The organism is Actinoplanes sp. NPDC051411 (assembly GCF_040682075.1).
Lineage (GTDB): Bacteria > Actinomycetota > Actinomycetes > Mycobacteriales > Micromonosporaceae > Actinoplanes.
Genome location: NZ_JBFBAD010000017.1, coordinates 42,300 through 65,536, shown reverse-complemented (window position 1 = coordinate 65,536; position 23,237 = coordinate 42,300). Strand labels below are relative to the sequence as shown.

21 protein-coding genes are annotated in these 23,237 nt (G+C 71.9%); 11 read left to right on the top strand and 10 right to left on the bottom strand.

The window, feature by feature from the left end:
- Genes AB0M88_RS12290 through AB0M88_RS12270 form a run of 5 tightly spaced genes read right to left on the bottom strand, consistent with a single transcriptional unit; the run spans position 1 to position 9,956 of the window.
- Complete coding sequence (locus AB0M88_RS12290; protein ID WP_364099580.1) at positions 1 to 3,402, bottom strand: UvrD-helicase domain-containing protein; 3,402 nt, start codon at positions 3,400 to 3,402, stop codon at positions 1 to 3.
- Entirely contained in the window at positions 3,399 to 7,571 is a 4,173-nt protein-coding gene (locus tag AB0M88_RS12285; RefSeq protein WP_364099577.1) for a UvrD-helicase domain-containing protein, read from the bottom strand. The genes AB0M88_RS12290 and AB0M88_RS12285 overlap by 4 nt, the downstream gene beginning before the upstream one ends.
- A 29-nt stretch (positions 7,572 to 7,600) precedes the next feature.
- Complete coding sequence (locus AB0M88_RS12280) at positions 7,601 to 8,608, bottom strand: LacI family DNA-binding transcriptional regulator (protein ID WP_364099574.1); 1,008 nt, start codon at positions 8,606 to 8,608, stop codon at positions 7,601 to 7,603.
- A 20-nt stretch (positions 8,609 to 8,628) separates the two neighbouring features.
- Positions 8,629 to 9,177 carry a TIGR00730 family Rossman fold protein gene (locus AB0M88_RS12275; RefSeq protein WP_364099571.1) on the bottom strand — a complete coding sequence of 183 codons (549 nt, stop codon included), beginning with the start codon at positions 9,175 to 9,177 and terminating at the stop codon, positions 8,629 to 8,631.
- Positions 9,177 to 9,956 carry a TIGR00730 family Rossman fold protein gene (locus AB0M88_RS12270; protein WP_364099568.1) on the bottom strand — a complete coding sequence of 260 codons (780 nt, stop codon included), beginning with the start codon at positions 9,954 to 9,956 and terminating at the stop codon, positions 9,177 to 9,179. The genes AB0M88_RS12275 and AB0M88_RS12270 overlap by 1 nt, the downstream gene beginning before the upstream one ends.
- A 190-nt stretch (positions 9,957 to 10,146) precedes the next feature.
- Between AB0M88_RS12270 and AB0M88_RS12265 the strand changes: the two genes are divergently transcribed.
- Positions 10,147 to 10,371: a hypothetical protein gene (locus AB0M88_RS12265; RefSeq protein WP_364099565.1), complete on the top strand. Its 225-nt coding sequence runs from the start codon at positions 10,147 to 10,149 to the stop codon at positions 10,369 to 10,371.
- A 52-nt stretch (positions 10,372 to 10,423) separates the two neighbouring features.
- Here the strand turns inward: AB0M88_RS12265 and dapE are convergent, their stop codons facing one another.
- Positions 10,424 to 11,503: a succinyl-diaminopimelate desuccinylase gene (gene dapE / locus AB0M88_RS12260; RefSeq protein WP_364099562.1), complete on the bottom strand. Its 1,080-nt coding sequence runs from the start codon at positions 11,501 to 11,503 to the stop codon at positions 10,424 to 10,426.
- Between the two features lie 129 nt (positions 11,504 to 11,632).
- Here dapE and dapD point away from each other — a divergent pair, with 129 nt between their 5' ends.
- Positions 11,633 to 12,583: a 2,3,4,5-tetrahydropyridine-2,6-dicarboxylate N-succinyltransferase gene (dapD, locus tag AB0M88_RS12255; protein ID WP_364099559.1), complete on the top strand. Its 951-nt coding sequence runs from the start codon at positions 11,633 to 11,635 to the stop codon at positions 12,581 to 12,583.
- On the opposite strand, the gene AB0M88_RS12250 is transcribed toward dapD, so the two are convergent.
- Positions 12,555 to 13,379 (bottom strand): LysR family transcriptional regulator ArgP, encoded by an 825-nt coding sequence (locus AB0M88_RS12250; RefSeq protein ID WP_364099556.1) that lies wholly within the window; start codon positions 13,377 to 13,379, stop codon positions 12,555 to 12,557. The two genes, dapD and AB0M88_RS12250, sit on opposite strands and share 29 nt — an antisense overlap.
- 71 nt (positions 13,380 to 13,450) lie before the next feature.
- Between AB0M88_RS12250 and AB0M88_RS12245 the strand changes: the two genes are divergently transcribed.
- The gene (locus AB0M88_RS12245; RefSeq protein ID WP_364099553.1) at positions 13,451 to 14,050 is read left to right on the top strand and encodes a LysE/ArgO family amino acid transporter; all 600 of its coding nucleotides are present in this window, start codon (positions 13,451 to 13,453) and stop codon (positions 14,048 to 14,050) included.
- Positions 14,051 to 14,077: 27 nt separating this feature from the next.
- On the opposite strand, the gene AB0M88_RS12240 is transcribed toward AB0M88_RS12245, so the two are convergent.
- Both AB0M88_RS12240 and AB0M88_RS12235 read right to left on the bottom strand, forming a co-directional pair.
- Entirely contained in the window at positions 14,078 to 14,383 is a 306-nt protein-coding gene (locus tag AB0M88_RS12240; protein WP_364099550.1) for a hypothetical protein, read from the bottom strand.
- A complete protein-coding gene (locus AB0M88_RS12235; RefSeq protein ID WP_364099547.1) occupies positions 14,380 to 15,282 on the bottom strand; it encodes a phosphorylase in 903 nt (300 codons plus the stop codon). The genes AB0M88_RS12240 and AB0M88_RS12235 overlap by 4 nt, the downstream gene beginning before the upstream one ends.
- Positions 15,283 to 15,789: 507 nt before the next feature.
- Here AB0M88_RS12235 and AB0M88_RS12230 point away from each other — a divergent pair.
- The 3 genes from AB0M88_RS12230 (at position 15,790) to AB0M88_RS12220 (ending at position 18,790) form a co-directional block, all read left to right on the top strand.
- The gene (locus tag AB0M88_RS12230; RefSeq protein WP_364099714.1) at positions 15,790 to 16,833 is read left to right on the top strand and encodes a MerR family transcriptional regulator; all 1,044 of its coding nucleotides are present in this window, start codon (positions 15,790 to 15,792) and stop codon (positions 16,831 to 16,833) included.
- 22 nt (positions 16,834 to 16,855) lie between these two features.
- Positions 16,856 to 17,914, top strand: a complete 1,059-nt coding sequence (locus AB0M88_RS12225; RefSeq protein WP_364099544.1) for a beta-eliminating lyase-related protein — start codon at positions 16,856 to 16,858, stop codon at positions 17,912 to 17,914.
- A 138-nt stretch (positions 17,915 to 18,052) separates the two neighbouring features.
- Positions 18,053 to 18,790, top strand: coding sequence for a methyltransferase (locus AB0M88_RS12220; RefSeq protein WP_364099541.1), 738 nt, complete (start codon positions 18,053 to 18,055; stop codon positions 18,788 to 18,790).
- A 27-nt stretch (positions 18,791 to 18,817) separates the two neighbouring features.
- Here AB0M88_RS12220 and AB0M88_RS12215 read toward each other — a convergent pair whose 3' ends face one another.
- Complete coding sequence (locus AB0M88_RS12215; protein WP_364099538.1) at positions 18,818 to 19,582, bottom strand: SDR family oxidoreductase; 765 nt, start codon at positions 19,580 to 19,582, stop codon at positions 18,818 to 18,820.
- A gap of 87 nt (positions 19,583 to 19,669) precedes the next feature.
- On the opposite strand from AB0M88_RS12215, the gene AB0M88_RS12210 reads away from it, so the two are divergent.
- The 5 genes from AB0M88_RS12210 to AB0M88_RS12190 all read left to right on the top strand — a co-directional run bounded on the left by AB0M88_RS12210 (position 19,670) and on the right by AB0M88_RS12190 (position 23,220).
- Positions 19,670 to 20,062 (top strand): RidA family protein, encoded by a 393-nt coding sequence (locus AB0M88_RS12210; protein WP_364099535.1) that lies wholly within the window; start codon positions 19,670 to 19,672, stop codon positions 20,060 to 20,062.
- A gap of 341 nt (positions 20,063 to 20,403) precedes the next feature.
- Complete coding sequence (locus AB0M88_RS12205; RefSeq protein ID WP_364099532.1) at positions 20,404 to 20,970, top strand: hypothetical protein; 567 nt, start codon at positions 20,404 to 20,406, stop codon at positions 20,968 to 20,970.
- 58 nt (positions 20,971 to 21,028) lie between these two features.
- The gene (locus AB0M88_RS12200; protein WP_364099530.1) at positions 21,029 to 21,502 is read left to right on the top strand and encodes a hypothetical protein; all 474 of its coding nucleotides are present in this window, start codon (positions 21,029 to 21,031) and stop codon (positions 21,500 to 21,502) included.
- Positions 21,499 to 22,191 carry a hypothetical protein gene (locus AB0M88_RS12195; protein ID WP_364099527.1) on the top strand — a complete coding sequence of 231 codons (693 nt, stop codon included), beginning with the start codon at positions 21,499 to 21,501 and terminating at the stop codon, positions 22,189 to 22,191. Before AB0M88_RS12200 ends, AB0M88_RS12195 begins: the two co-directional genes overlap by 4 nt.
- 399 nt (positions 22,192 to 22,590) lie before the next feature.
- Positions 22,591 to 23,220 carry a hypothetical protein gene (locus tag AB0M88_RS12190; protein ID WP_364099524.1) on the top strand — a complete coding sequence of 210 codons (630 nt, stop codon included), beginning with the start codon at positions 22,591 to 22,593 and terminating at the stop codon, positions 23,218 to 23,220.
- Positions 23,221 to 23,237: the final 17 nt, after the last annotated feature.

Here is a 23,237-nt window from a genome sequence, read left to right as displayed (position 1 = left end):
TCACCCCTCGGGGACCTGTTCCATCAACGCCGTGAGCTCCGCCGCGTCGAGCAGGTCGACCGGGCGCACGGTGACCTGCTCGCGCACGTAGTGGAAGCCGGCCCGGACCCGGTTGACCGGCACCCCGGCCAGCGCCGCCCAGGCCACGCGATAGGCGGCCAGCTGCACCGCGGCCGCCTCCGCGTCGAGCCCGGACGGCCGTCGCCCGGTCTTCCAGTCGATCACGTCGAAGCGGTTGCCCGGCTCGGCGAAGACGGCGTCCATCCGCCCCCGCACGACCACGCCGGCGATCGTCGTCGCGAACGGCACCTCGACCTCGACCGGGGTGCGGTCGGCCCACTCACCGGTCAGGAACGCCTCCTGCAGCGCGGCCAGTTCCTCGTCGCCGGCCGCGTCGTCGTCGGCCGCGCCGGGCAGCTCGTCGACGTCGATCAGCCGGGCCGAGCCGAACCGCTGCTCCAGCCAGGCGTGGAAGGCGGTGCCCCGGCGGGCGTGCGGGGTCGGCCGTTGGGGCAGCGGGCGCCGCAGCGTCCGGGCCAGGGCCTGCGGATCGCGGCGCAGCACGACCAGCTGGGAGACCGAGAGGTGCCCGGGCAGCGCGACCTCGAGCGGGCCGTCGCGCCGGGCCCGCTCCTCGCGCTCGGCCAGCAGCAGGGCCGCCTCCTTGCGCCAGCGCGCGAGATCGGGATCGGCGCCCTCGGCGAGGCCGGCCAGATCGGTGCCTTCGGCGACGCCGGCCAGGTCGGCGGCCAGGCCCGCCCGCGCGGCGACCTCGGGCTCCTGCTCGATCAGGTCGGCGAAGGCGGCGGCCGCGTCGGGGGTCGGCTGGGCGATCATGCGGCGGATCAGGTCGGCGGCGGCCGCCATCGCCGGACGGCGTACGCCGAGGGGATCCTGCGGCCACTCGGCCGACGCCACCACCTCGGACGACGGGTTGGCCGCCCCGGGCGCCGGCTCGGGCGTCCAGACGTCGACCACGCCGGCGCCGTCGTCACAGGCGGTGCGGACCTCCTCCAGGAACACCGACGGGCCGCGCGGCCGCTTCACCCCGTCACCCCACCAGTAGCCGGAGCAGAGCAGCAGCCGCCGCGGCCGGGTGACCGCCACGTAGGCCAGGCGGCGCTCCTCGCGCTCGTCGTGCTCCCGCCAGTCGCGGCCGAACGCGTTGACCGCGGCCAGCACGTCCTTCTGGTCCCGCGCCGCCGACAGGTCCAGCACGGGCAGACCGGACGAGTCGCCGCGCAGCGGGAACGGCAGCACCCCCAGGCCCATCAGGTAGTGGTCGGAGTTGCGGACCAGGCCCGGCCACACCCCGGTGCTCAGGCCGGCCACCGCCACGACGTCCCACTCCAGGCCCTTGGCGGCGTGCGCGGTCAAGATCTGCACCGCGCCCTCGACCACGTCGACCTGCCCCGGTTCGAGGCCGCGTTCCTCCTCCTCGGCCGCGGCCAGGAAAGCCAGGAAACCGGCCAGGGTGCCGCCCTCGGTCTCACCCGAATAGCGGGCGGCCACATCGCCGAGCGCGTCCAGGTGACCGCGGGCCAGCCCCGCGTCGCCCGCGTGCCAGCCGCGGACGGCCACCTCCACGTCCAGCCCCACGGTGCGCTCGATGTCGGCCACCAGATCGGGAAGCGGCTGGTCGAGGCGCTGCCGGAGGGCACTCAGCTCGCGGGAGTACGCCCGGAGCCGCGCATAGCCCTCGGCCGAATACTGCTGAGGGGCCCCGAGGTCGGCCATCGCCTCGATCAGGGTCGCGTCGTCGAGCCGGTCGGCGACGATGTCGTCGGGGTCGGTGCGGTTGACGACGGCGGCCCGGGCGGACGCGATGCCCCGGGCCCGGCGGTGCAGGGCGACCAGGTCACGCGGGCCGATCCGCCAGCGGGCGCCGGTCAGCAGGCGCAACAGCGACGCGCCGTCGGTCGGGTCGGCGAGGACGCGCAGGGTGCAGACGACGTCGCGTACCTCCGGGGTGTCCAGGAGGCCGCCCAGGCCGACCACCTCGACCGGAAGGCCGCGGGCCCGCAGGGCCGCCTCGATCACCGGGATCTGGCTGCGGACGCGCACCAGGATCGCGCTGGTCGGGCGCTTCTCGACCGGAATCTCCTCGGGCATCGCCTCCCGCAGGCCGGCCGCGATCCGCCACGCGGTGAGCATCGAGTCGCCGATCCAGTCGGCCTCGTCGGCGAAGGTCGGCAGCAGCGCGCAGGCGACCGTGCGGCCACCGACGCTCCCGGCCACCCGGCTGGCCGGAACCAGCTCGGCGACCCGGGCCCCGGCCTGCCGCAGCGGACGCGACAGCTCGTTGGCGACCCGCAGGATCTCGGGACGGTTGCGCCAACTCCTGGTCAGGTTGAGCACCCACGCGTCGGTCCCGGCCGGTCCGGTGAACTCGCCCGGGAAGCGGTCGAGCGTGCCCGCCGAGGCGCCCCGCCAGCCGTAGATCGACTGGCACGGGTCGCCGACCGCGGTCACCGGATGCCCGCCCCCGAACAGCGCGTTCAGCATCGTGACCTGGGCGTGGCTGGTGTCCTGATATTCGTCGAGCAGCACGATCCGGAAGCGGCCCCGCTCGATCTCGCCGACCTCGGGATAGTCACGGGCGACCCGCGCCGCCCGCGACATCTGGTCGCCGAAGTCCATCGCCTCCAGCGCGAGTTTGCGCTGCTCGTAGAGGCGCACCAGGGGCAGCAGGGTGAGCCGGTTGCGCTGGCGGGCCAGCATGTCGGTCACATCCTTGTAGACCCGGCCCGGCCGCTGCGTCACCTCGGCGAAGAACCGGCCCGTCCAGGCGGCCAGATCGTCCGGGTCGACCAGATGCTCGGCCAGTTCGGCCGCGAGCGCCAGCACGTCGTCGGTCACCGTGCCCGGGGCGCGGTTCAGGCCGGTCATCTCCCCGGTGTACGCCCGGACCAACGAGTCGACGATCTGCCACCGGGCGGCCTCGGTGAGCAGCCGCGCCGACGGCTCGAACCCGCCGCGCAGACCGTGCTCGGTGACCACCCGGGCGGCATAGGAGTGATAGGTGGAGATGGTGGCCTCACCGGCGAACGCGTCGTCGCGGCCCAGCCTTCTGATGAGCTGCCCGAGCCGCGTCCGTACGCGATGGGCCAGCTCACCGGCCGCCTTCCGGGTGAACGTCAGCCCGAGAACCTCGTCCGGCCGGGCATAGCCGTTGGCGACCAGCCAGACCACCCGCGAGGACATCGTCTCGGTCTTGCCCGACCCGGCCCCGGCCACCACGAGCAGCGGCTCGACCGGGGCGGCGATGATCGCGACCTGCTCCGGGGTCGGCGGGTGCAGGCGCAACAGACGGGCCAGCTCGGCGGGCGTGTAGCGGGGCCCTTCGCTGGCTCTCCTCTTCCGTGTCGCCGGCTCGTCGGCGAACAAACTCGGTTGGGTCACTGCTCGACTACCTGACGGCCCTTTCCGGAGATCGGGCAGCTGGTGCGGACCGGACAGACCCGGCACCGGCTGTTGGCGACGGCGGAGAAGGTAGCAGCCGCCATCGTCTCGGCGGTGCGCTTCACCATCGCGTGGGCCCAGGCCGGGTCGGTCGCGTCGGCCAGCGGGAGCTGCATCTGCTCGCGGGCGTCCTTGCCCGGGCCGAGCTGCACCAGGGAGGCGCCGCCACTCTCCCGGCCGTAGTCGGCGAACGCCCCCGCGTCGACCGCGGCCTGATAGCCGGCCAGCTGGGCGTGCTCCTCGACCTCGGCCGCCGCTACGGCGGTGGACTTACCGGTCTTGAGGTCGACCACGACCAGCCGCCCCTCGTCGTCGATCTCGAGCCGGTCGACCCGCCCGGTCAGCCGCACCGGCCGCTTCTCGTCCTCGAGCAGCACGGTGAACTCGTGCTCGATCGCCAGCAGCCGCCGCGGATTCACGGCCAGCCAGCGCAACAGTTTGTCCACCATGGCCTGGGCCCGCTCCTTCTCGGGCCCGGCCAGCCAGCGCGCGGCCAGCTCGATCGAGTCGAACCGGGCACTGACATATTCGACCAGCTTCTCCCGGTCGGCGTTGGCGTCCTCGGCCAGCATGGCAGCGGCGTGCACCAGGTTGCCGACGCCCTGGGCGGGGCCGGCCGGGGCCGCGCCACCGTGCCGTTCCAGCAGCCAGCGCAGGCTGCAGCGCATCGCACTCTCCATCGACGACGGGGTGACCTTGACCGGCTCACCCTCGTCGACCAGCGGCCGGTCGTCGGAGAGCGGGCGCAGACCCCACCAGTCGTCGGGGTGCGCGCCGGGCACGCCGGCCGCGGCCAGCTTGGCCAGCTGGGCGGCCGCGGCGAGCCGCCGGCCGGGCGTCTGCTCCCGGCCGACAACGACCGTACGCAACTCCGCGACCAGCCCGGCCAGGGTCAGCGCCCGAGGCGCCCGCCCGACGGGAAGCTCCAGAGCGGCGTCGAGCCGGGCGGCCTCGCTCGCGTCCTCCCCCGGCTCCCCCGAGGTGTCCGCCGACACGCGCGCCTGGTCATCGTCGGCCGCTTGCGCGCTGTCGGCCACGTCAGGATCGGTGTCCATCCCCGGGTCGGTCCAGGCGTCCCGGACCACATCGGACTCGCCTCCTCCAGACTTATCCGCTTTTGTCCGGACGGGCGGCCTCTCGGACCCGTCGACGGGAATGGCGCCGCCGGCCAAGGCATCGCCGCCGGGGCTGAGCGGGCCGCCGCCCGGACCGCCGGGGCTGAGCGGGTCGTCGCCCGGACCGCCGGGGCTGACCGGACCGCCAGGGCTGACCGGACCGCCAGGGCTGACCGGACCGCCGGAGCCGGGCGGGCCGGAGGCGCTCGGGGCGGTGGGGTTGGAGGGGCCGGGGTCGTCGGGGTCGGGCGGTTCGCCGGGGTCGGGCGGTTCGCCGGGGTCCGGCGGTTCGTCCGGGCCTGGATCGTCGGGGCCTGGATCGTCGGGGTCCGGGGGCTCGGGGCCTTCGGGGGGCGAGCCGGCGTCGGACTCGGGCCGGGCGAGCTCGGTCAGGAAGCGGCTGGGCTGCTCCTCGCCCTCGTCGCCGCCGACGCCGCCCGAGGCCACCGCGGTGACGATCAGCTTGAGCCGGGCGCGGGTGGTGGCCACATAGAACAGACGGCGCTCCTCGTCGAGCAACGCTGACGTCTCGCCGACCACCGCGGCCACGCCGGTGGCGGCGCGGCCGGCCAGCACGTCGACTAGGCGTTCGGAACCGAGCAGGCTGCCGCGCAACCGCAGGTCGGGCCAGATGCCCTCCTGCACGCCGGCCAGCACCACGACGTCCCACTCGAGGCCCTTCGCCGCGTGGGCGGTGAGCAGACGCACCGCCTCACCGCGGTCGGCGCTCGGCGCGATCGAGTCGGCGGGCAGATCCTGCCCGAGAACGTGGTCGAGGAAGACCTCGGTGCGCGCACCGGGCAGCCGGTCGACGAACCGGGCCGCCGCGTCGAACAGCACCACCATCGAGTCGAGGTCGCGGTCGGCCGCCTCGGCCCGCCACTGCCGGGCCCGGCCGGCCTCGGCGTCTTCCGGGGCGGGACCGCCGCGGGTGCTCAGCCCGAACCACCGGTCGGCCAGCCCACTGGCCCGCCACACCGTCCACAGCACATCTTCGGCCGAGGCGCCGGGCGCCGCCGCGGCGTCCCGGGCGGTCGTGATCAGCCGGGCGATGTTCTGGGCCGGTATCGCCCAGCGCCGCTCGACCAGGTCGAGCCCGGCCGGGTCGCGCACGGCGTCGACCAGCAGCTCGCCCGACGGGCGGTGGTCGCCGGCGGCCAGCGCGAGCGCCCGCAAACCCTGCCGGAGCCGCCGCTCGGCCAGCGGGTCGGCCCCGCCCAGCGACGAGTGCAGCAGAGCCACCGCGGCTTCCTCGTCGAGCGCCTCGGGGTCGAGCGCACACCGCAGGAGCAGCAGGAACGGCGCCACCGCGGGCTGCAGGTGCAGCGGCAGGTCTTCGGCGTGGGTCACGGTCGGCACGCCGGAGGCGGCCAGCGCCCGCTGTAGCGACGGCAGCTGAAGCGCGGTCGACCGCAGGATGACCGCCATCCGCGACCACGGCACCCCGTGCAGCAGATGGGCTTCGCGCAACGCGTGCGCGACGAACGCGCTCTCCCCGACCGTCGTGCGAAACGTCCGCACAACCGCCTCCGGCCCCCACTCACCGTCGGCGGAAGGCCCGATCCCCGCAGAAGGCCCAGCAGGCCCAGAAGGCTCAGCGGACGCGGAAGGTCCAGCGGACACGCCCGGCTGAGCAGACACCACCGCAGGATCAGCGGTCACCGCGGGCTCAGAAGACGCGGAAGGGTCAGGAGACACCGAAGGCCCGACCGGCCCGGGCTGAGCAGACGCGGAAGGCACGACCGGCCCAGGCTGAGCAGACGCCGAAGGCCCGACGGGCGCCGGCTCAGGAGACGGGGATGGGCGGGCCGCGTCGGAGGGTTCGGCGGCCGGGGCGAGCTCGGCGAGCTCGGACGACCCGGCCGGCTCGGGGCTCGCGGCCGGCTCGGGCCGGGGTGGGACGTGCATCGGGCGGTGGGTCATCGGCCCGCGCATCCGGCGGGCCACCCGGCTGGTCGCGGCCAGCAGCGGCTCGGCGGCACGGTAGTTGGTGTGCAGGGTGATCGTTTCGGCGACGGCTCCGGACGGCGTACGGAATTTGGCCGGGAAACCGCTCACCGCGCCCGGATCGGCGCCGCGGAAGCCGTAGACCGAGGAATCGGGGTCGCCGAAGGCGACCAGGGGCTTGCCGCCGCCCGCGACCAGGTGCAGGAGTTCGATCTGGGCCGGGTCGGTGTCGGCGAGTTCGTCGACGTAGACGAACTGGAGCCGGCGGCGCTCGGACGACAGCAGGTCGGGGTCGTCCTCCAGTAGGCCGGACGCGGCCCGCACCAGCTCGGCCGGATCGTAGGCCGCGGAACCCCGGGTGGTCACGTCGCGCAGCGCGAGCACGGCCACGTATTGCCGCAGGAAGCGCGCGGCGGCCGGCCAGTCGTCGCGGCCCAGTCGTTCGCCGAGGCGGGCCAGCTCGGCCGGCCCGATGCCGCGCTCGGCCGCGCGCTGCATCAGGTCGCGCAGCTGCTGGGCGAACGCCCGGGTCGGGATGGCCGACCGCAGCGAGTCGGGCCAGCCGATCTCGTCGGTCGCCTCGTCGTCGCCGACCACCGACAGCAGCTCGCGGATGATCAGGTCTTGCTCGGGGCCGGTGAGCAGCCGCGGCGAGGGCTCGCCGCGCTCGGCGGCGGCCCGGCGGAGCAGGCCGAACGCGTACGCGTGGAAGGTGCGCACGAGCGGTTCGTGCACGATGCGCCCGGGGTGGTCGGCGATGCGCGCCTCGATGCGGTCCCGCAGGGCCGCAGCGCCGCGCCGGCCGAACGTCAGCACCAGGATGTGCTCGGGGTCGACGCCCTCGGCGACCCGGGCCGCGACCGCCTCGACCAGCATCGTCGTCTTGCCGGTGCCGGGGCCGCCGACCACCAGCAGCGGCCCGTCGCGGTGGTCGGCGACATAGTCCTGCACCGGGTCGCCGAGCAGTGCGGGGGCCGCCGGCCGGGCGCGGCGAACCAACCGGTACGCCGGGCGGCGCACCGCCGCGGAGGGGGCCGGCGTGCTCACGGCACCAATGAGACCACGCCGGTACGACGTTATTCGAACGGCGCCTTCCCGATCGAGGCGCGCAGGCGGACCGGCATGGGCAGCCGGTGGACGGCCGGTTCCGACGCCGGCCCGAGCAGCGCCTCGACCGCCTGCCATCCCAGCTGGTAGTGCGGCAGCGAAATGCTGGTCAGCTGCGGCCGTAACCAGGCCGCCAGGTCGGAGTCGTCGAACGAGATCACCGACACCTCGTCCGGGATCGTCCGGCCGGCCGCCCGCAGCGCCTGGTAGGCACCGAGGGCGATCCGGTCGTTGAGGCAGATCAGCGCCCGGGGGGCGAGGCCGTCCCGCAGGGCCCGGCTGACCGCCTCGTACGCCGATTCGGGCCACCACTCGCACTCGATCGGCGCGGCGAGCCGGGCGCCCGCCGAGCCGATGCCGGCCAGCCGTTCGCGGGCCGCGAAGACCCGCTCGGACGCGTTGCCGACCAGGTGGATGCCGCCGCGGTGGCCGGCGTCGAGCAGGGTGCGGGCCGCGGTGACGCCGGCCTCGTGCTCGTCCGGGATGAAGGCGTGGTGGGCCGGCGCGGCCCGGGTCAGGCAGTTGAGCAGCACCACCGGGCGGTCGCGCAGCAGCCGGGGCAGCCGGACGTAGCGGGTGAACATGCTGGCGTAGATGAACGCGTCGACCTGCCGGTCGAGGAAGTCGGAGATCAGCTTCTCCTCGACCAACGGGTTGCCTTCGGTCTCGCCGATGAACAGCAGATGCCCGTGGGCGACGGCCGCGGCCAGGCTGCCGTGGATGGCGGCCCCGGCGTACGGGTCGGAGGCGAGGGTGTCCGAGACCAGCGCGACCGTCCGGGTGACCTTGGTGCGCAGGCTGCGTGCCATCAGGTTGGGCCGGTAGTCCAGCTCCTGGGCGGCCCGGAGCACCCGTTGCCGGGCATCTTCGGAGATCCTCATGTCCGCGTGCCGTCCGGCCAGGACAAAGGACGCCGTGCTGCGGGACACACCGGCCCGCTGTGCGACCTGAAGCAGGGTCGCCCGTTGCGGGGGCATGTCCCGCAGTGTTCCACGCCCTACCGGGCGGGGCGACCCTCGATGTGGTCGAGTGCTCCGGCGATCGACTTGGCCAGGGTCACCCGGTCGAGCGCCGCCTGCCGCACGAACTGCGTGTGGGCCAGCTGGGAGAGCCAGGCCAGCAACCCGTCGTAGAAGCCCTCCGGGTCGAGCAGCACGATCGGCTTGTGGTGCAGGTCGAGCGTGGCCGTCGTCCACACCTCGAACAGTTCGTCCATCGTGCCCAGACCACCGGGCAGCGTGATGAACGCGTCCGACCGCTCGATCAGCAGGTTTTTCCGGCTGCCCATGTCGGCGGTGACGATCAGTTCGTCCGAGTGGACGTCGGCGACCTCGAGGTCCACCAGGGACTGCGGGATCACGCCGAGCGTGTGCGCGCCGCCGGAGCGGGCCCCGTCGGCGACCGCGCCCATCATGCCGACGCAGCCGCCGCCGGAGACCAGCGTGTGCCCGCGGGCGGCGATCTCGCGGCCGGTGTCGGTGGCCAGGTCGAGCCATTTCTGTTCGAGGGTGGAGGACGACGCGCAGAAGACGCCGATCGCGGCCATCAGCGATTCCCCTGGTCTTTGGCCAGCACGGCCTCCTGAGCGCTGACGATGATCTGGACCGCTTCTTCCACGTCGTCGGTGAGCTGGATCAGGTCGAGGTCGGACTCGCTGACCTTGCCGTCGGAGAGCAGCGTCTTGCGGATCCAGTCGACCAGGCCGGCCCAGTAGTCGACGCCCATCAGGATCACCGGGAAGCGGGTGACCTTTTTGGTCTGCACGAGGGTGATCGCCTCGAACAGTTCGTCGAGCGTGCCGAAGCCGCCCGGCAGCACGACGAAGGCCTGGGCGTACTTGACGAACATGGTCTTGCGGACGAAGAAGTAGCGGAAGTCGATGCCGACGTCGACCCAGTCGTTGAGCCCCTGCTCGAACGGCAGCTCGATGCCGAGCCCGACCGACATGCCGCCGGCCTCGGTGGCGCCGCGGTTGGCCGCCTCCATCACGCCCGGGCCGCCGCCGGTGATCACCGCGTAGCCCGCCTCGGCGAGGGCGGCGCCCAGCGCGGCGGCCAGCTCGCATTCGGGGCTGTCGGGGGTGCTGCGGGCCGAGCCGAAGACGCTCACCGCGGGCGGCAGGTCGGCCAGCGTGTCGAAGCCTTCGACGAACTCGGACAGGATCCGCAGCGACCGCCAGGCGTCTTTGGTCTTCCATTCGCGCCGGTGGTGCGAGTCCAGCAGCTTCTCGTCGGCTGTGCTCGGCGGAATGGAATCATGGCGGAGCGTGACCGCCCCGCGGTGGCGCTCGGCGCCGGAAGGTCGCCCGTTGGTGCTGTCCGTCATGCGTAAAAGGTAGTGCGGACGGTCAGTAACCCGGTGAACAACCGGCTGGGTTTCGGTAAGAGGATTGCGGGTCGGCGACCTTTTTGCCAGATTGAAGCAACGGACGGTAGCTCTGAAGCGTCTGTACAGTTACCAAACCTCCGCGGCTAGACCTCTACGGCAGGGCACGGCGCTAGGCAAGGGAGCCACCGTGACGACCCGATACGAAAGAATGAAGATGCAGCGCCGCATGCAACGGCGCATCCGTCTGGTGGTCGAGGAGCGGCGCATGTCCGCTGCCCGGCCCGACAATCATGCCGAGCCCGCCGACCCGGGCGAGGCCACGATCGAGATCCCGGTGGCCGCGCTGCTGCATCCGGTGCCGGCTCCGCCCGCCGGGCGGGCGATCGGCCGGGTCACGGTCCGGTCGGCCTGAGGGTCCGCTTGCGCCCTCTTCCCGTACGCGGTGGGCAGGCGTACGCGGCCAGTCAGCTCGGGTAGGACGCGAGCCAGCGGTGGAGCGTGGCCGCGCCGTCCCGGATCTTGCCGATCTCGACGTGTTCGTCCGGGGCGTGCGCGAGCAGCGGATCGCCGGGCCCGTAGTTGAGCGCCGGGATGCCGAGCGACGCGAACCGGGCCACGTCGGTCCAGCCCAGCTTGGCCGCCGGCGCCTCACCGACCGCGGCCACGAACTCGCGGGCCGGTGCCGCGTCGAGCCCCGGCATCGCCCCGGGCGCCGAGTCGGTCAGCTCGACCTCGTAGCCCTCGAAGACGTCGTGCAGGTGTTCGAACGCCTGCTTCTCCGTGCGGTCGGGCGCGAACCGCATGTTGACCCGCACCGTGCACACGTCGGGGACGACGTTGCCGGCCACGCCGCCGGAGATCTCGACCGCGTTCAGGCCCTCACGGTACGTACACCCGTCGATCGTCACCGTGCGTGGGCGGTAGTCGTCGAGCCGCCGCAGCACCTCGCCCGCGGCGTGGATCGCGTTGATCCCGCGCCAGGCCCGCGCGGTGTGCGCCCGCCGGCCGCCGATGTGCACCGACGCCTGGAGGGTGCCCTGGCAGCCGGCCTCGACCACGCCGTACGTCGGTTCGAGCAGCACCGCGAAATCGGCGGTCAGCCACTCGGGCCGCGCCTCGGCGACGTGCCGGAGCCCGTTCGCCTGCGACTCGACCTCCTCGGCCTCGTAGAAGAGGTAGGTGACGTCGTACGCCGGGTCGGGCAGGGTCGCCGCGAGGTGGAGGGCGAGGGCGACCCCGGACTTCATGTCCGACGCCCCGCAGCCGTAGATGAGATCGTCGACGACGGTGGAGGGAAAGTTGTCGTTCAGCGGGACGGTGTCGAGATGACCGGCCAGCACCACCCGCTGTTCGCGCCCCAGATCGGTGCGCGCCATCACCGTGTTGCCCAGCCGGTCGACACTCAGATAGGGAGCCGTCCGGAGCACCTCGGCCACGAAGTCGGCGATCACCGATTCGTTGCGGGAAACGGACTGCACGTCGACCAGGGCGCGGGTCAACACGACCGGGTCGACCAGCACGTCCGGAGACAGCGGGTTCGCCATAGGCCGCACCATACCTGTGCAGGGTGAACCACCGGCTCCTCTGCGATCTTCGGCACGCCCAGGCCGTTGAGGCAGGTCAATACGCTGGCGCCGCGACGGCGTACCGGCCCTTTTAGTAGGGTGCGGAGCGTGGAAATCGCGATCTCGACCTCGCCCGCCTGGGGCATCGGCCTCGCCACCGTCACCGCCGAGGGCCAGGTGCTCGACACCTGGTTCCCCGAGGGCTTCCTCGGGCTGGGCCCCCTCCCCTCAGACGACCAGCCGGTGTTGCCGGCCGGGCTGACCGGTCCCCGGGCCCTGCCCGGCCTGTCCACGGTCGAAGTGCGGGTCGAGGTCAAGTCGCTGGCCGAGCCGATCGCCGACGCGTCGGACGCCTACCTCCGGCTCCACCTGCTGTCGCACCGGCTCGCGCGGCCCAACTCGCTCAACCTGGACGGCATCTTCGGCAAGCTGGCCAACGTCGCCTGGACGTCGGCCGGCCCCTGCCCGGCCGACCGGGTCGACGAACTGCGCCTGATCGAGCGCGCCGCCGGCCGGCACCTGGCGGTCTACGGGGTCGACAAGTTCCCGCGCATGACCGACTACGTGGTGCCCTCGGGCGTACGCATCGCCGACGCCGACCGCGTGCGGCTCGGCGCCCACGTCGCCTCCGGCACCACCGTGATGCACGAGGGCTTCATCAACTTCAACGCGGGCACGCTGGGCACCGCGATGGTCGAGGGCCGCATCGTGCAGGGCGTCGTCGTCGGCGACCACACCGACATCGGCGCCGGCTCGTCCATCATGGGCACGCTCTCGGGCGGCGGCACCGACAAGGTCTGGATCGGCGAGCGCTGCCTGCTCGGCGCCAACGCGGGCACCGGCATCTCGCTCGGCGACGACAGCGTCGTCGAGGCGGGCGTCTATATCACCGCCGGCTCCAAGCTCACCCTGCCCGACGGCCGGGTGGTCAAGGCGCGCGAGCTCTCCGGCGTGCCCGGCCTGCTGTTCTGGCGCAACTCGGTGACCGGCGTGCTCGAGGCCCGGCCGCGCAAGGGCACCGGCATCGAGCTCAACACGGCTCTGCACGCCAACGACTGAAGGCTTCTTTCACCGCTGCCGTCAGCTCGCCGAGCACGGTCGACTCGATCTTCCAGTACTGCCAGTAGAGGGGGACGTCCAGGTGGGCGTCCTCCAGCTGTACGTAGAGTCCGGCCTCGATGTCGCGGCGGGCGATCGGCTCCGGCACCATGCCCCAGCCCAGCCCGAGCCGGATCGCGTCGACGAACGCCGACGCGGCCGGCACGTGATGCACCGGCGGATCCTTGACCCGGCCGGCCAGGAACCGGTGCTGTAACCGGTCCTTGCGGTTGTAGACGATCATCGGCGCGTTCGGCAGGTCGTCTCTGCTCGTCGCGGGACCGACCGGCAGGTAGCGCATCGCGCCGAGCTTCTCCAGCCGGCACCCCTGCACCGCGACGTGCTGCGAGGTGACCGCGGCCATCGCGGTGCCCGACCGCAGCAGGTCGGCCGTGTAGTCCTGGTCGTCGGTGTGCAGCTCGTAGCGCGGGCCGGGCACCCGGGCCAGCGCGGGCAGAAACCACGTGTGCAGCGAGTCGGCGTTCACCACGATCGAGACCCGGGTGCCGTCGCGGGCCTGGTCGAGGGCCTCCCGCTCGAGCAGCGCGACCTGCCCGGCGAACCGCACCAGGGCCTCACCGGCCGCCGTCGCCACACACGGCTTGGCCCGGCGCACCAGCACCTGACCGACGGAACGCTCGAGCGCCTTGATCCGCTGACTGACCGCGGACGGCGTGACGTGCAGCTGCCGGGCCGCCGCCTCGAAGCTGCCCGTATCGACGACCGCCTGGAAGGTGGCCAGCTGCACCGCATCCACTTAAGCGATGCTAATCCCTCGTAAGAATCTTTAGTTTTTCTTCGCGCCGACCGGCTTCTACCGTCGGAGACGTGCTCACCTCCACCCTCGCCGGCTTCGCCGCCTCCGCCGTCCTGATCATCGCGATCGGCGCCCAGAACGCGTTCGTCCTCCGCCAGGGACTCCGCCGCGAACACGTGCTGCCGGTGGTCCTGACGTGCGCGCTCTCCGACCTGATCCTGATCATGGCGGGCATCGGCGGCCTCGGCGCGGTGATCACGGCCCGCCCCGACGCGGTCACGGCCATCCGCTGGATCGGCGCGGCCTTCCTCACCGCGTACGCGATCCTGGCCGCCCGCCGGGCGCTACGCCCCGCCGCGCTCAGCCCGGCCGAACGCGCCCCGGCCACCCTGCGCGCCACCCTGCTCGCGTGCCTGGCCTTCACCTACCTCAACCCGCACGTCTACCTCGACACCGTGCTGCTGCTCGGCTCGATCGCCCAACAGCACCCCCACCACTGGCTCTTCGGCCTCGGCGCGGCGGCCGCCAGCCTGACCTGGTTCACCGCCCTGGGCGCCGGCGCCCACCGGCTGGCCCCGCTGCTCGCCCGCCCAGCCGCCTGGCGCCTGCTCGACGCCCTGATCGCCGCCGTCATGCTCGCCGTCGCGGCAAGCCTGATCTTCGCCTACTGAACCCCGCGCACCCGCCATCGCCCGCTCTCAGACACGACGGCGCAACCAGCGCCTGATCATGCCCGCGGTCACGACCAGCAGCACTATGAAGATCCCGGCGCGCCATTCGTCCCCGGAGGAGTTCTGGCCGGTGTACGACAGCATGCCGTAGAGAAAGAAGACGGCGTCCGAGCCGAGCGTCACGAGAAGAGCCTTGGTGTCGCCGCCTCCGCGCTTGGCCGGCCCAGTGTGGATGATCTGGTTTCCGCCCTGGTTGGCGTACACGTTGCCACCGCGGCGTGGAGAGTTGTTCTGAGTGAACTGGTTCGGGTTCTGGTTGCCAGAGGGGTTCATCGTTCTCCTCGCCCCGGATCGGAAACGTAGATCGTCTGGTGGCCGCCCTGGTTCGCGTAGACCGTGCCGCCGGCCGGCTGGTTGTTCTGGACCCACGTGGCGGCCGGCGGACGACCCGCCGAACCCACGGCGGCAACGTCCGCGGACGCGAGCACCTCGAACGCGAACGCGGCGGCATGACGCGCGGCGACGACCTGCCACTGCTCGTCGTTGCGTGCGGTCTTGTCGCTGAGCAGGTCGGAGATTCCCCGCACCACGAGCGTGGCGACACCGTCATTGACGTACGCGCCGCGGAGAAAGCCGTAACTCTCCATGTCCACGGCCAGGGCATCGCCGCACGAGGCGGCAACGAGCCGGGCGGTACTCGACCGGTCGTGCGCCACGACCTTGCCGCCGGCCGCGATCGGCTTCACGAACGCCGACGGCCGGCTTTCCGGCGGAGCCGGCTTGATGCGTTCGGGCCACTTCGCCCGGCGCGCGACGGCCTGCGCCCGCTGCACGAGCGCGAACGACGGCGCCGCCGTCTTGATCCGCGGAAGGTAGCGGCTTTCGTCGTCCTTGCCGGACTCGTAGTCGTAGACCGCATCGGCGGCGACCACGTCCCCGTGCCGGACGTCCTTACGGCCACCCGCAATGCCGACAAACATCGCGACCTCGGGCGCGAACACCGACACCGCCCGCTCGAGCAGCACTCCGGCCGAGGGGTTGCCAGGCCCGGCCTGAGCAACCGCGACGCGCCACGGCCGGCGTCCGGAGAAGGTCCCGACATCGAAGATCAGACCACGTTCGACCTGTTCGACGATCGGCCGCGACAGGTGGGCGACGACCGCGGCATGCTCCAGTTCGAGCGCGGTCAGCACGACGGCCATCGGCCGCCGGGTGGAGTCCGGCCCCTTCACGACGCGACCAGCGGAGGCTGCAGCCGAGCGCGGCTCCCGGATCCGCGCCGCGGCGGACGGTAGCGACGAAAACCTCCGGTTCTCCGCCGTCGCCTGGCCGTAGGCCCCGGGCGGTCAACCGCGTCTTTGGACATGGCTCTTTCTCCGCCTCGACTAGGGCCGATTGAACTCGCGCCAGGCCGGGCGTTCGAAACCGCGACATGCGATGGCGTCCATCGACATATTCCGCTCAGTCGGGTTCCTGTGCATCGTCCGGGAAGCGTACAACTGCGTTACTACCTGTCGCCGCCTTGCGACGATCGAGAGTCGAGGTACGGCCGATCAGGCCTAGGATTCCGGATAAATCCTGGCGGGCATCCGACCTGAGTGATCAGGGGTATTTCTGCACTCAACGGCCCCACCTCACCACCAAGCCGCTGTGGATAACTCCGGCTGCGTGCCGCTCGGGCGGGCAGACTTGACCCTCCAGCAGGTTGAGGGAGCAGGGTCGGCGGGGTGGCAGGAGACATGCGAGGCATCGGCGAGGCGGCGCGGGCCAGTGGGCTCAGCGTCAGCGCGCTGCGGTTCTACGACGGGGCCGGGGTGCTGGTGCCGGCCGAGGTCGACCCGGCGACCGGCTATCGCCGTTATACCGACGAGCAGGTGCGGGCGGCCCGGCTGATCGCCGGGCTGCGGCGGGTGGGCATGCCGGTGGCCGAGATCGCCCGGGCGGTCCACGACCTGGGTGACCCCGAGGCCGTGCGCCGCCGGCTCGACCGGCACCGGCACCGCCTCGAGGACGGGCTGGCCGACGCCAAGCGTGAGCTCCTCCGCGTCCACGCCCTTCTCGACCTGGAGGAAAATCTCATGACCCGCATCACCCTGCCGGCCGCCGCGCTGGCCGCCACCCTCGACGCCGTCCGCTTCGCCGCGCCGGCCGGCACCGACGGCCCGGTTCCGGCCGGTGTCCACGCCGAGACCGACGGGATGACGCTGACGTTGGTCGCGACCGACCGCTACCGGCTGGCCGCGGCCAAAGCGGCGGCCTCGATCGAGGGGCCGCCGGCCCGGGCGTTCCTGCCGTTGACCTTTGTCGATCAGGTCCGGGCGGTGCGCACCGGCCAGGTGACACTCGACTTGACCGCCGAGGCGGCGAAGGCCGAGACGGCGGACGGCGTGGTCGAGACCAAGCCGCTGCCGTTCGAGTTTCCCGACTTCCGCCGGCTGCTGCCGCCCGGCGATCAGCGGAAACAGATCACGGTCGACACCGCGGTGCTGCGGGAGGCGGTCGCGGCCGCTCCGGCGACGATGCGGGAGCACGAGGGCACGGCGTACGAAATCTCGGTTTTGGGCATTGACCCGGCCGGGAGCGTGCGTCTGGTCGCCGAGGGTGAGTGGGCGGCGGATGCCGCCTCGCATGTGGCCGTGCGGCGCGAGTTCCTGCTCGAGGCGCTCGATGCCGGCGCGGCCGGCCAGCTCGTGCTGGAGCTCGACGGGCCGATCAAGCCGCTGGCGTTCCGGGTGCCGGGCGACGATTCGCGATTCTCGATCCTGATGCCGGTCCGGCACTAGCCGGCTCTGCCAGACTGGCGCGGTGGACGAGATTGCCGCACGCCGCGCCGCATGCACCGACACCTTCCTCGGCAACGGCTTCGGCCACCCGGCCGAGATGATCGCCTCGATCGGCGACGACGTCGAGCCCGACCATTATGGCGAGGGCGGCGTCGTCGCCGACCTCGAGCGTGAGGTCGCCGCGCTGCTCGGCAAGCCGGCCGCCGTCTTCCTGCCCAGCGGCACGATGGCCCAGGCCGCCACCCTGCGCGTGCACGCCGACACCCGTGGGCCGCGCACCGTCCTGTGGCATCCCTACTGTCACGTCGCCCGGCACGAGCAGGAGGGCTATGCGCGAATGCACGGCCTGGTCGGGCGCTCGGTCGGCGAGCTGACCCGGCTGATCACGCTCGACGATCTGCGGGCGGTCGCCGAGCCGGTCGCGGCGCTGCTGCTCGAACTGCCGCAGCGCGACCTGGGCGGCCAGTTGCCGCCCTTCGACGACCTGGTCGCGCAGACCGGCTGGGCCCGCGACCGGGGAGCCGCGGTTCACATGGACGGCGCCCGGCTCTGGGAGGCCACGGCCGGCTACCGCAAGACGCCGGCCGAGATCGCGGCCCTGTTCGACACCGTCTACGTCTCGTTCTACAAGGGCGTCGGCGCGCTGCCCGGCTGCTGCGTAGCCGGGTCGGTGGCCGACGTGGCCCAGGTCAAGGAGTGGCGCCGGAGGCTCGGCGGCACCCTCTTCGCGCTCTGGCCGGCCGCCGCGTCGGCCCGTAACCGGCTGCCGGGCGCGCTCGCCGAGATGCCGGCCCGGATGGAACACGCCCACGCGGTGGCGGCCGCGCTGGAAGCCGTGCCGGGCGTACGGGTGCTGCCCTCGCCGCCGCAGACGCCGATGATGCACGTCTGGCTGCCGACGACCGCCGAGCGTTACGCCGAGAACGCGAAGCGCCTGGCCGAGACCGACAAGCTGTGGGTTTCGCCCCGCGCGGCGAGCACCGAACTGCCCGGCACGGTAGTGATCGAGCTCACCGTCGGCAGCGCCACCTTGCGCCATAACCCGGAGTTCATCGGCGAGACGTTCGCACGACTTCTTTAGTGGCACCAGGTCGGTAACGGATGGCCAACGATTCGACTGTCACTGGGGTCTATCTAGCCTAGTTTGCCCAGCTCAGACCCCTTAACGGGCGCCGGGGAGAGACGGTTGGCACACAGCGTCGCTGGCTACCGTTCGCTTGTGCGCAGCGGGCGGTACGACGATCTGGTCGGCGAGGCCTCGGGCGTGCACGGCACCGGCTGGGAGTTCGCCTGGCTGGACGGTCGTGCCCTCGGGTCCGAGCCGTCATGGTCGTACCCCGGCTTGGCCCGCGCCCAGCTGCGCAACGCCACCAGCCTCCTCGATCTCGACACCGGCAGCGGCGAATTGCTGGCCGAGCTGGCCCCGCTCCCGACGCACACGATCGCCGTGGAGAGCTGGGCCCGCAACATCCCGGTCGCGCGCGACCGCCTGATGCCGTTCGGCGTCCCCGTCCTCACCGAGCTGCCGGGCGGCGAGGAGGAGTTCGACGTCGTGCTCAGCCGGCACGGGCGCCTCCCGGCGGCCGACATCGCCCGCCTGCTGCGGCGCGGCGGCCGGGTGCTGAGCCAGCAGGTGGGCAGCGACGACCTGGTCGCGCTCAACGACACGCTGGGCGCCACCCCACCCCGCATGCAGCGGTGGAATGCCGAGGTCGCGACGGCGGCTCTCGCCGCCGCGGGGCTCCGGGTGACTGACGTACGCGAGGAGCACCCGCCGGTCGCCTTCCACTCGATCGAAGAGGTGGTGCGGCAGCTCGGGGCGTCGCCGTGGCAGATACGCGACTTCACCCCGGAGCGCTACGCCCGGGAGCTGCGCCGCCTCGACGCGGTGATCCGGGCCCGGGGGTCGTTCACCGTGACCGCGCACCGGTTCCTGGTCGTGGCCGCCCGCCCCTGATCCCGGCCGGCCCTGATCCCGGCCGGTCTAGTCGACGAACGCGCCGCAGGTCATGTTGATGGCGGCGCCGGTGATGGTGCGGGCCCAGTCCGACGCGGCGAAGACGGCCACGTTGCCGACGTCCTCCAGGGTCGCGGCGCGACCCAGCAGGGTGCTCTCGACCAGGCTCTTCTCGATCGGGGCGCGCCACTCGAGCTCGGCCGGGATCGACTCGGGCACGCCCCCGGTCTGCAGGGTGATCACGCGGATGCCGTATTCGCCCAGCTCACACGCCAGCTGCCGGCGCAGCGCCTCGATCGCCGAGAACCCGGTGACCAGCCCACCCAGCTGGTGATTCCGCCGGTGGGCCGACCGGTCGCCGTCCCCGCCGAACATCAGGATCACACCGTCCCGCTGCTGCTTCATGTGCCGGGCCGCCGCCCGCGCGGTCAAAAACCGCGACCGCAGGCCGACCTCGACCGGGGCAAGATAATCGGCCACCGCCATTTCGGCGGCGGGCTTTCCCTGTACGTCGTTGTCCGTGATCACATTGACCGAGATCTGGATCCCGCCCGCCGCCCGCGCGACCTCGTCGGCGTGCGCGTCGACCGCCGCCTCGTCCCGCGCGTCGACGATCGCGGTGTCGGCCCGGCCACCGTTCGCCACGATCTCCGCCGCGACCGCGTCGAGGCCGGCCTGGGTGCGCCCGGCCAGGAAGACGTGCGCGCCCTGCTCCGCGAACGCCCGCGCCATCGCCCCACCGATCGAGCCGCCACCGCCGTAGACGATCGCGTTCCGTCCTTCCAGCAACATCCGCCGTACTCCTTTCGCTCTTTCTGTTGGTTGACCGCCCGCCTCGCCCGAACTCACCGGTCTTGCGGGCACGGATACGCTCTCGGCATGCCGCAGCACCTGATCCAGCCCGAGGGCATGCCGCCGACGAACGGTTACAGCCACGTCGTCGCCTTCACCGGCACGATGGTCATGGTGAGCGGTCAGGTGCCGCTGGACTCCGACGGCCGCCTGGTCGGCCCCGACGACACGCGGGCGCAGACCCGGCAGGTCTTCCGCAACCTGCAGATGGCGCTGGCCGCGGCCGGGGCCCGCATGGCCGACCTGGTCAAGCTGACGGTGTTCCTGACCAACATGGCCGATCTGGCCGATTTCCGCGAGGTCCGCGACGAGTTCGTCGACCCGTGGCGGCCGCCCGCGAGCTCGCTGGTTCAGGTCAGCGCACTGGTCCACCCGTCCTTCCGCATCGAGATCGAAGCGGTCGCCGCGCTCCCCTCCTGACGATCGCCGCCCGGACAGAACCGTCAGCCGAACGCGTCTTTCAGACGAAAAGCCTAACCCGTTCGGTGTGCCCCCTCTGATCCTATTTCGAGAAAACCGCGCCGCCTTTCGTGTTTCGACGACGATTTCGGTGAGCTTGATCGATACCTGGCTTGAACAGCTTGCGGGTGCCTGTTAGGCACAGCATTCTCCCAGCCAGTGACCCTTGTGCCGATTGTTTGCGCTGGTCAGGTCCGAACACGGTGAGGGCCGTCGTAACCCTTCCGGGGTCCACCCGTCGGCCCCAGTCGGCTGCCGCACAGTTCCGAACAGGACAAGCGGAAGCACTATCGCCAGACCCGATGCCGTCGGTCATCTTGGTCGCAGCGCCGGAACGATTCCGCGGAACTCCGGCCCCCAATTCCGAAGCCCCACTCGCGATTCTCACCGTTCCAGGAGGAACCCCCCATGCGCAAAATCACCAAGCGCACCGCCGTCGTCGCCGCCGCCGTCGCGGTCGCCGTGGGCGGCGCCGGCGCCGCCTTCGCAGCCTGAACTCGGCCGACGACGCGAGCACCCGGGCCGGATCGGCGACCCGGTTGGAGGTAAACGGCCTGCAGATCGTCGGCACACTGGTCCCCGGGACGCCCGTGGCGGTCAGCTTCTCCGCAAAGAACCCCAACAGCTTCCCGGTCGTCGTGTCGAAGGTCTCGTTCAGCGAGATTCACACGAGCAACGAAACGACCTGCCCCACCAACAACCTCGTCGCACCCGACTTGGTGACCAACATCGGTTTCGCCGCGAGCGAGACCAAGCCCCTCAATTTCGCGAATGCGCTGCGGCTCAAGACCAACCCCGACGACGGCTGCCAGAACGCGAACTTCGCTTTCAAGGTCAACCTGACCGCGGCGAGTAACGCCAGCGCCTGATCCCCGTGGTGGCGGGCGGCAGTATCGCCCGCCACCTCATCATCGCGAAGGGAACGATGTGTCCAAGTGGCGGCTCGTGCTGGCAGGTTCGGTCGCGCTGACCGGAAGCCTCATGCTGGGCAGTGCTGCGCCTTCGTCCGCGCCGCCCGGCGAGACAATCTCCTTGGTGGACTGGCACGGGCATTCTTCGGATCGCCAGGCATTCCAGATCCGGACCTCTTCGACCGGGCTGCTCTACCCGGGCGCCACACGCAAGATCAGCCTGACCATCGTGAACCCGAATCCGTTTCCCATTACGGTGCGCATGATCAAGGGGCGACTCGCGTCGACCTCCCGGACCGGGTGCCGGCCCACAGCCTCCAATCTCCAGGTCCGGCCCTACACCGGCCGCCTTCCGCTGGTCGTCGCCCCGTTCGGCCGGCGCGACGCCGGGCACCTCGAGCTCCACATGCCGGGTTCGGTGGTCGACGCCTGCCAGCGAGCACGGTTCGTCATCCACATCGACAGCGACGCAGCGAGGTCAGGCCGATGAGACGGATCGTCAAGGTCGGCCTCTTCCTCGGGGCCACCGCTGCCGTGGTCGTCAGCGGCACGTTGGTCTCCTATGCCAGTTGGGTCGTCCCCGATCCTGCGGCAACCGCGAAGGTGCAAACCCCTTCCATGCCCGGCGGCCCCACGCCGACCTCGGAGATCAGTGACGGCAAAGCGGTCGTGCACTGGAAGGCTCAGAACCTCGCCGGCGTGAAGATGACCGCCTACGTCGTCACCGCGCACGACACCGATGAGACTCCGCTTCCCTCGATCGCCCGCACTGTCGCCGCGTCGGGTTCCGGGGACGAGTCGGCCACCTTCACCGGCGCCGAGCTGGCCGGCGGCAAGTGGAAGTGGGCGATCAAGCCGAAGCTTCAGTCCTGGACCGGCCCCGAAGGCCCCCTCAGCAACCCCAAGCTGATCTTCCCCGCACCGGCACCGGCCACCGCCCTGGCCAAGGCCGCCACCGCGAGAACCGGCAGCGAAGCGGCCCAAGCCGCCGCTCCCGTCGAGACCACTCCGACACCGGCGTCGACCACCGACGCTCCGGTCAAGAGGCCGGAGACCGACCCGGCCCCGGAGGCGACCGAAAAGGCGCCGGAGAAAACCGAATCCCCGAAGGCGGATTCGACTCCTTCGGACAGTCCTTCCGTGATCGGTCCTTCGCCCGCCCCGAGCGCCTCCGAATAGGGCACCGACCCGAACGGATTAGGCAACTCCTCAACCGCCGGCGCCGATCGTAGGATGGGTGCACGTGCAGGCGTACAGGAGAATGGCCTGGCGCCGTGGGTAATCTTCGACCTTGACCGGCGCGGATTTGTGGCCGGCGGGTCCCGCTGCTATGTCCCTGTCGCCGCGCAGGTGGAGCGGTTCGTAGAAAATCGCAGGTCATGGCCGCCGCGGTCGCCACGCCCCGGGGTTCCCCCGGGAGGGTTAAGCCGGATAGCCGCTCCTGTGCGATTTATGCGCGCACAAGGGCGGACTAAATCCCGATCACAGGATCCGGCTCGTTCGGGGAACGTTATATGACCAGTCCCCATCCCGCCCTTGAGGAGGAAAGCGCCGCATGCGAAGACTTGGCAGACGGCCGTGATCCGCCGGGATCTGCTCTCCGGTGAGGGAAACCGGGAGCACGACGACAACGAAGACTTTCATATCGAGCTGGAGACGGCCGATCACGAGGAGCCGACCTGGGAGGTGCGCCCGGCCGGTCAGGCCCGGAAGAGGCGCATCGACGGGCGGACCCGGACGATCCTCAGCATCGCCGCCGCCGCCGCGATCGTGGTGAACGCGGGCGCGGCCTGGGCGTACTGGCGCATCACCGAGCCGAAGGTCGGTGGCCGGGACACCGGCACCGCGGTCGAGTTGACGCTGCGCGCCCGCAACGACCTCAACCGGCCGCTCACCCCGGGCGGGGCCGGCAACCTGACCGTGACGGTGGCCAACGAGTACGACTTCCCGATCCGGATCAAGCTGGTGACCCCGGGTAGCGGCAACGTCGTCGCCGACGACGAGCACCGGGATGCCGGGTGCACGGCGCCGGGGGTGTCGCTGACGCGGCCGCGGTTCGACGTGTCGTGGGATGTGCCGCGGAACACCGTCGGAGCGTTCACGATCCCGGGGGCGCTGTCCATGAGCCCCGGCCAAAAACACGCCTGCAAGGGCGCCACCTACACCGTTCCGGTGCAGGTCACCGGCTACAGCACCGATTCGGCCTGAACTGGAGGTTTCCTTCC